We start from the raw sequence: 1,615 nt of genomic DNA, 5'->3' as shown, positions 1-1,615 counted from the left end.
CGACGCCCAGATGAGCTCGATCCTGGCGAAACTGATGATCGGCTCCCGAGAGGACATCCGCGCCTTGGTGCCCGCCGAACGGCAGGCTCAGGTAGTCGACGAAGCCGCACGCAAGCCCCAGCGCGGCCGGCGCTCGTGAGAACACCGGGTCGAGCCGGGCGGCGTCTCGGCCGTGACAGATTGAGCTTCCCCAATTTCCAGAGGGCTCTGATATGTGGCCCGATAGGACCGGAAGAAGTCATCTGCGGCGGCATCAGAAAGTACCCTGCCAAGTTAAGGGCTCGCGCGGTCAGGTTGTAGTCGGGGAGGCGGATCCCAAGCGGACGACCCAGATGCGCAGCAACTCGGGTGCGCCAGAAGATTTTTCGGAACTGTCCATCTACGGGTTCACGGAATCGCCTACTCGACTACTACGGAGGGTCGAGCGCGCGAAGAGCCCCGTCGTCGCACCGAGATTGCAGGACGAAGGGCTGCTGACGGAGATTATTGATAATAATACCTGTTCCGGTCGCACTTACGGATCGCCGCGGGTGCATGCCACGGTGGTCTCGGAGGCGTGCGGGTCGTCCGGAAACGGGTAGAGCGGTTGATGCACTTCACCGAGCTGCAGAGCAGCGTTCTCGCGAAGAAGTTGCAGACACCCTCGACGGCGCTCCAGCTCCTTGTACAGCTGCTGGGGCGTGGCCATCCAGAAGTTGGCCACCGAGGCGTCGAAGCTCTTGGCCAGGTCGTAGCCGGAAGCCTCGCCCTCCAGCAGGGCGGCCAGCACCGCGTTACGTAGCGCCATCGGCTCAGGCTACCACTCAAGAAGATTAATCAAATATCTGTCCTTCGAGCTATGGACAGGTCGACTCGACCTGGATACGGTTCAAGTCACCTATTAAATTTCTTGAGTATAGGAGGTTGGAGATGCACCCCTTCCGCGTAGCCGTGGAAGCTCGTGACGAGGCCGCTATCGAGGCGCTGCTGGCCGACAACGTGGTGTTCACCAGTCCGGTGGCATTCCAGCCGTACCCGGGCAAGGCGATCACCGCGGCCATCCTGCGCGCGGTGATCCGCGTGTTCGAAGATTTCCGCTATGTGCGCGAGATCGCCGACGCGGACGGTCGTGATCACGCGTTCGTGTTCGAGGCCACCGTCGACGGCAAGCGGCTGACCGGCTGCGACTTCCTGCACTTCGACGAGGACGGCAAGATCGACGACTTCATGGTCATGGTGCGTCCGCTCTCGGCGGCACAGGCCCTCGCGGCGCGTATGGGTGAGCAGTTCGAGCGGATCAAGGCCGAGGCCGCCGCGCAGCTCGAGCGGGAAGCCGCCGGAGCGTGAGCGACTACGACGCCATCGTCATCGGCGCGGGCAATGCCGGGCTGACCGCCGCCGCGACCCTCCAGCGCGCGGGCGCGCGAACCCTCCTGCTCGAGCGGCACAATATTCCCGGGGGCTGCGGAACATCCTTCCGCCGTGGACGTTTCGAGTTCGAGGTCGCGTTGCACCAGCTGTCCGGCGTTGGCATCGATGGTCAGCCGATGTCGTTGCGAGAAGGGCTGTTCCAGCAACTCGGCATCGCCGACAAGCTGGAGTTCGTGCAAGAACACGACCTCTATCGTGCCGTGAT

Annotated in this window: 2 protein-coding genes and 1 pseudogene; 2 read left to right on the top strand and 1 reads right to left on the bottom strand. The window is 63.2% G+C overall.

The features are described from left to right. Positions 1 to 649 precede the first annotated feature (649 nt). Positions 650 to 787 (bottom strand): annotated as a pseudogene (locus ABZW96_RS37595) (PadR family transcriptional regulator); the annotation flags it as partial. A 122-nt stretch (positions 788 to 909) separates the two neighbouring features. Between ABZW96_RS37595 and ABZW96_RS37590 the strand changes: the two are divergent. Further along, positions 910 to 1,326 (top strand): nuclear transport factor 2 family protein, encoded by a 417-nt coding sequence (locus ABZW96_RS37590; RefSeq protein ID WP_355081647.1) that lies wholly within the window; start codon positions 910 to 912, stop codon positions 1,324 to 1,326. After that, positions 1,323 to 1,615, top strand: a 293-nt coding sequence (locus ABZW96_RS37585; RefSeq protein ID WP_355081645.1) for an FAD-dependent oxidoreductase, incomplete at its 3' end; no start/stop codon positions are given. The genes ABZW96_RS37590 and ABZW96_RS37585, both read left to right, overlap by 4 nt.

The sequence above is a fragment of the Nocardia sp. NPDC004168 genome (genome assembly GCF_040610355.1).
GTDB classification, from domain to species: Bacteria; Actinomycetota; Actinomycetes; order Mycobacteriales; family Mycobacteriaceae; genus Nocardia; species Nocardia sichangensis.
Note: the sequence above shows the minus strand (reverse complement) of the source record. Positions and strands in the feature narration are given on the sequence as shown.